Source organism: Limnofasciculus baicalensis BBK-W-15 (genome assembly GCF_024178385.1).
Classification (GTDB): domain Bacteria; phylum Cyanobacteriota; class Cyanobacteriia; order Cyanobacteriales; family Coleofasciculaceae; genus Limnofasciculus; species Limnofasciculus baicalensis.
The window spans coordinates 1-5,854 of sequence record NZ_JAMZMM010000373.1 but is presented as its reverse complement, the minus strand read 5'-3'; the positions used below and the strand labels follow the sequence as shown (position 1 = coordinate 5,854).

Below are 5,854 nucleotides of genomic sequence, written 5' to 3'. Positions count from 1 at the left end.
GCGCAGACTAATTAATAACCCGCGCAGGCGGGTTTTGTCTGTGTAGCTGCGGTTTTAACCGCCAGTTGATAATGGTGCTAATGCTCTTAAATTTTAACTTCTAACACCGTTGGCGTAGCCGCCCTGAAAGGGCTACTCCTAACACTGAACTCAGATCGCTGGTGCAAGATCTGAGTATACGTGTTGTTACTGAGAAACAACTATCAAGCTGAACAAAAGTTCAGTAAAATTTATTACACTCAAGTGGTGCTATTTAAGGCAGGATCAAAGGAAGCTCTCTGCGTTGGAAAATATTGATATACCCAAAATTGATATTAGTTCCCATTAACAAAGACTTTTTCAAATTGATGATGGGAATCCAGCGAAAATCTATACCGGAAATTATCCGGTATTGCGTGGCTAGGGCTTGTAGGTAAATTACAGGCGATCCAGTTCGCTTGTTCCGAACATAGGAAAGAATTATGAACGTATCTCAGTATACAACAAAGAAGCTGATTTTGACTAGCTGGATTGGGAGTAGTCAGGGGCAATCTTCTCTTAATGACTCCACAAGTAACTTTTCAGATATTGAAATTTCTACTCCCCACTCCCCACTCCAAAAAACCTACTCCCCACTCCAACCCAAGAAAGGCTTGGATTTACTGAAACCTGTAAAACAGTGGTTGGATAGTATAGAAATCCATAATGAGAAACAGGCAGACTTAATCTGCCAAGTGATTCCCGCACAATGCCCCTTTGAGCGGGAAATTAAAGTATTTGGTCGTACTCTATTACGGATTCCCCCACTTTGCAAGTTGAATCCCATCTATGATGAATTAGTGGGGCTGCGTTTCCGGGCACTATGCTATTTAGTCGATGAATGTGGGAAATAGTGCTTTGTAGGTTAGAGGTTATAGGTTATAGGCTAAAGCTCAAAGCTAGGAATAATTTCTGGTTCACTTTCAGCCGCTTTAATCCACTCCTTCATGGCTGGAAGTGCCAAAATTGCGTTAGCATAATCCTTACAAACAGAATCCAACTCCACACTATAGGTAATAAACCGTAGCACAACAGGGGCAAACATAGCATCTGCGATCGCAAATTTCCCAAATAGCATATCACCCCCACTGCCAAAATTACCGCGACAGTATCGCCAGATATCAGTAATGCGGTTAATATCTTGCTGTACCTCTGATGTTATAACTTTCCTAGGTAGTTTTGCCCGACAATTCATGGGCATATTCTGACGCAAATTGGGAAAACCTGAGTGCATTTCCGCACTAATAGAGCGTGCAATTGCTCTTGCTTTTTTATCCTCTGGCAACCCGTGATAATTAGGAAATTGTTCGGTTAAATATTCACAAATTGCCAGGGAATCCCATATTGTTATCTCATCGTGTAATAGAACAGGCACTTTTCCTGATGGAGAATACTGTTGGATTTTTGGTTTTGATTCTGGGTTGTAGAGTGAAATAATCACTTCATCAAAGTCTAGTTTAAATTGCTTCATTAATAGCCAGGGACGAAGTGACCAAGATGAATAGTTTTTATTGCCAAGGATTAGAGTAAGTTTGGTCATATTCAGATAAACTTCATAAAGTTATGGTCAATTAAGGATACACTTGAAAGTTGCTGATATTTAAGACTACCAAGTATGATCGCCTCCTCCCTACTACAACTTCCTGACTGGAATAATTTAGCCCATCGCTCTCTAGCAGGGGAACTTCTTACCCGTGAAGAAGCACGAGCAGTATTGAATGCCCCTGATGATATGATACTCGATCAGCTTGCTGCTGCCTACCGAGTCCGTCGCCATTATTGGGGAAATCGGGTACGACTCCATTTTCTGCTCAACGCTCAAAGTGGTTTATGCCCTGAAGATTGCCATTACTGTTCTCAGTCTAAAATATCTAGTGCTGATATTGAAAAATATCCTTTATTAGCCACAGAAAAAATATTAGCCGCAGCAGATAGAGCAGCACAATTAAAAGCCGGAACTTTTTGCTTCGTGATTTCTGGAAGATCGCCAAATGAAGCTATTTTTAGTAGAGTTGTAGATACGATTAAAGAAATTAAAGCAAATTACGATCTAAAAATTTGCGCTTGTTTGGGACTTTTGAGTGAGGAACAAACCCATCGTTTAGCAGCAGCAGGTGTAGATAGAGTTAATCACAATCTTAACACCTCAGAAGCACATCATGGGGAAATATGTACTACCCATACTTTTCGCGATCGCGAAAATACTGTACAGAATGTTAAATCAGCAGGAATTACGACCTGTTCTGGTGGTATTCTGGGGATGGGTGAGTCTGATGATGATGTAATCGATTTGGCACTTTCGCTAAGGAAACTGGAAGTAACAAGCGTTCCCGTTAATTTTCTTATTCCCATTCCCGGTACGCCACTAGCAGAAATCAGAGAATTAAACCCGCGTCGTTGTCTGCGAATTCTTTGCTTATTTCGGTTTATTTTACCATCTCAGGAAATTAGAATTGCTGGAGGGAGAGAAGTCCATTTGCGCTCCCTCCAACCTTTAGGACTTTATCCAGCTAATTCTATCTTTGTCGGAGATTATCTCACAACACCGGGACAAGCAGCCCATCAAGATTGGGAAATGATTCGAGATGCAGGGTTTGTATTGGAAGGAGCAGATGGCTCTATTTGCGATTGATTTAAGGGTAATCTCCGATCTCAAATTCGGTTGAAGGTATCTGAGATACAGAGAAACCCGGTTTCGCCGAAGTTACCGGGTTTCTGGAGTGTACTTAATGCAACTTAAAACCCCTTCAAATTGCTTGAATCCACTCTGTTACAGAATATTCAGTCCAAATCCCATTTTGCCAATAAGGATCTCCTTCAATTAACTCTTTCACCGTGACTTCATCTTCTGCTTCATAAATAGCAAAAACTTTAGTCAGATCTTTTGTTGGACCAAGAGTAATCAAAATACCTAATTCTTTTTGCTTTGCTAAACCATCTAGATGATCTTGTCGGTAAGGAGTGCGTTTTTCCAAAACATCCTCACAGTAGCTTCCCCACATTACATATTTAGCCATAATTTGTTGTTGGTTGTTAGTTGTTGGTTGTTGGTTGTTGGTTGCTAGTTGTTGGTTATTCGTAAAACCACTAATAGTTTTAACAGGTGTCCTGCCTATTCTACAACAAACAACAAATAACAAACAACAAATAACCACTAACTATTTAACTTCTCAGACTAACTCCAAATTTCTCAAGGAGAGATTGTCGGATATTTTGATGAACTGATTCAATTTCCTCAGCAGTAAGAGAACGATCCCCAGCTCGATAAATTAATCGAAATGCCAAACTTCGCTGTCCATTAGGAACTGATTCTCCTTGATATTCATCAAAGACTTGCACCGATTCCAATAAAGCTCCTCCTGCTTGCTGAGTAGTGCGTTTAATCTCCGCTACCGAGACTTTTTCCGATACGAAGAAAGCGATATCGCGATCCGATGCAGGGAAAGTAGAATAGGCATGAAAACGAGGTGTCAAATGTTCATCTTGAGTCAACTTATCCAAGATTACATCTAAGTCCAACTCAAAAACATATACCTCATCGGGCAAACCCCTTTCAGCGCGAAGTTGAGGATGAAGTTGCCCAAATCTTCCCAAACGATCCCCTCCTAACCATAATGATGCAGTACGTCCTGGATGAAAGCGATCGTCTTGTCTATCCGACTGATATTCAATATTTAAACCTAAGCGTCCAAATGCACTTTCCAGCACCCCTTTTGCCTCATACCAAGTCATCGGAGAATCTTTACCGCCCCTAATCCATTTCCCTTGAGTGGGATCGCCGCCCAAAATACCTGCAATAACGTCAGCTTCAGCGAAGCCTTCTTCTTCTCTCCAGAAAATTCTCCCAATTTCAAAACCATTTAGTATCCCGTTCCCTTGCTCCAGATTGTACTGTGCAGCATCAATTAATCCCGATATTAAATCAGTGCGAAGGGAAGAATATTCGACAAACAAGGGATTAGAAAGACGAATTTGCTCTTCTATTTCTTTGGGTTTTACTAGAGAATATTGAACTAATTCTGTCAAACCTGCGGCTCGAAATGCTTCTCTTAGTTGTCGCGTCAATGACACATCCAGAGACAAATAACCCAGTTCTGTTTTATCTGGTAATTTGTCATAAAACTTGTCATAACCGTAGAGACGGGCAATTTCTTCAATTAAATCAATTTCCCGCTCTAAATCTCGATAGCGGTAAGGAGGTGCTTTAACTGTCCAAACTACTTCCTCATATTCCTGATCTTCCTCGTTACCTCTAACCTCTTTCCTTTCTAATTGACAGCCAAGAGATGTGAGAATTCGTTCTACATCCTCTGACTGAATTTCACCAATTTCATCATCTCCCAAATCAACTTCCCCCAATACCTGATTAACGCGATTTAGGCGTAATTCAATCGAATTAGTCCAGGTTGAGGGATGGGATCTCCAATCGGAAATTTCCTGAGTTATTAAAGTGCCACCTGCTAATTCTAAAATAAGTGCGATCGCTCTTGAGCAAGCCACACCCAATTCTGCCTGATTCACACCCCGTTCATAACGGGTAGATGCCTCAGTGCGCAAGCCTTGACTACGTGCCGATCTGCGAATTGCCACTGGCTCAAATAGAGCGGCTTCTAGTAATATATTCTCAGTCCCATCATGAACTTCAGTTTCTTCACCACCCATCACGCCTGCCAAAGCGATAGGTTTATCCTTGGCAGTAATTAATAGAGCTTGGGATTCTAGGGTTCTAATTTGACCATCCAGCGTCTTCAAAGATTCGTTATTCTTAGCAAAGCGAACCCCGATTTGGATTGGGAAGTCGGGATTTTGAGCTGGTGACTGAGGATTGCCTACTAAGTGTAAGCGATCGCAATCAAAAGCGTGGAGGGGTTGACCCCATTCCAATAAAACATAGTTTGTGATATCCACCACATTATTAATCGGGCGCACCCCAGCCGCTTCCAATTGCTTTTGGAGCCAATCGGGGGAAGGCGCAATTTTTACCCCTTCAATTACAGTACCAATATAAGCAGGGCAGGCTTTTGGCTCAGATATTTTCAAAGTCAGTCGATTGGAGCCAGATTTAACAGATACTTCAGTAACTTCTGGTAACCTTAAAGACTTGCCTGTTAGCGCTACGACTTCTCTTGCCACCCCCACCATACTCAGGGCATCAGCACGATTTGCCGTAGCCGTTAAGTCGAGAATAACATCATCTAAACCAAGAAGTGGACGAGCGTCACTGCCTATTTTTGGTGGCAAGATGTGAGTTAGAGGTAAAATATTCTCTTCTGACTGATTTACTCTAACATCTACACCCTCACCTCTTACCTCTTCAAAAAAGATATGAATTCCTGCCGATTCTTTGGTCAAACCAACTTCAGCCAAAGAACAAATCATTCCTTCTGAACGGACACCGCGCAATTTTGAAGACTTAATTTTTAGATTGATAGTAGGTAGATAAGCTCCTATTGTTGCCACAGGAACATAAATATCTGGTCGGACATTTGCCGCACCGCAAACAATATTTAGCGGACCATTAGCATCTCCAATATCCACTTGACAAACCCTCAGCTTATCTGCATTGGGGTGAGGTTGTACGTCTAGAACTTTACCAACTACAACACCATCAGCTAATTTCCGCCGATCTTCAATATCTTCAACCTCAAATCCAGCATTAGTAAGAATGTCAGCTAATGCTTGAGGTTCTAGAGTTAGATCAACTAATTTCCGTAGCCAATTCAAAGAGATACGCATTTAATCCCAGCTTGTACCTAGATCGGGCAAGATCATTGTACCGTTTGGATGAGGGGATTGGATAACGTAGACGACGGAGGTTAGAAGTAGGGGGACAAGG

General features: G+C 41.6%; 5 protein-coding genes. 2 read left to right on the top strand and 3 right to left on the bottom strand.

From position 1 onward, the window contains the following. The first annotated feature begins 461 nt into the window (after positions 1-461). Positions 462-872, top strand: coding sequence for a Mo-dependent nitrogenase C-terminal domain-containing protein (locus NJ959_RS24670; RefSeq protein ID WP_254014401.1), 411 nt, complete (start codon positions 462-464; stop codon positions 870-872). A 32-nt stretch (positions 873-904) separates the two neighbouring features. Here the strand turns inward: NJ959_RS24670 and NJ959_RS24665 are convergent, their stop codons facing one another. Next, positions 905-1,558 (bottom strand): glutathione S-transferase family protein, encoded by a 654-nt coding sequence (locus NJ959_RS24665; RefSeq protein WP_254014400.1) that lies wholly within the window; start codon positions 1,556-1,558, stop codon positions 905-907. A gap of 75 nt (positions 1,559-1,633) precedes the next feature. On the opposite strand from NJ959_RS24665, the gene bioB reads away from it, so the two are divergent. Continuing rightward, positions 1,634-2,650 (top strand): biotin synthase BioB, encoded by a 1,017-nt coding sequence (bioB, locus tag NJ959_RS24660; RefSeq protein ID WP_254014399.1) that lies wholly within the window; start codon positions 1,634-1,636, stop codon positions 2,648-2,650. Between the two features lie 115 nt (positions 2,651-2,765). Here bioB and NJ959_RS24655 read toward each other — a convergent pair whose 3' ends face one another. Further along, the gene (locus NJ959_RS24655; protein WP_254014398.1) at positions 2,766-3,035 is read right to left on the bottom strand and encodes a YciI family protein; all 270 of its coding nucleotides are present in this window, start codon (positions 3,033-3,035) and stop codon (positions 2,766-2,768) included. A 145-nt stretch (positions 3,036-3,180) separates the two neighbouring features. Then, entirely contained in the window at positions 3,181-5,754 is a 2,574-nt protein-coding gene (pheT, locus tag NJ959_RS24650) for a phenylalanine--tRNA ligase subunit beta (RefSeq protein ID WP_254014397.1), read from the bottom strand. Between the last annotated feature and the right edge of the window lie 100 nt (positions 5,755-5,854).

Excerpts from the sequence above, each read along its gene's own strand:
- NJ959_RS24670 (WP_254014401.1), top strand. The coding sequence starts at position 462 with ATGAACGTATCTCAGTATACAACAAAGAAGCTGATTTTGACTAGCTGG.
- NJ959_RS24665 (WP_254014400.1), bottom strand. The coding sequence starts at position 1,558 with ATGACCAAACTTACTCTAATCCTTGGCAATAAAAACTATTCATCTTGG.
- bioB (WP_254014399.1), top strand. The coding sequence starts at position 1,634 with ATGATCGCCTCCTCCCTACTACAACTTCCTGACTGGAATAATTTAGCC.
- NJ959_RS24655 (WP_254014398.1), bottom strand. The coding sequence starts at position 3,035 with ATGGCTAAATATGTAATGTGGGGAAGCTACTGTGAGGATGTTTTGGAA.
- pheT (WP_254014397.1), bottom strand. The coding sequence starts at position 5,754 with ATGCGTATCTCTTTGAATTGGCTACGGAAATTAGTTGATCTAACTCTA.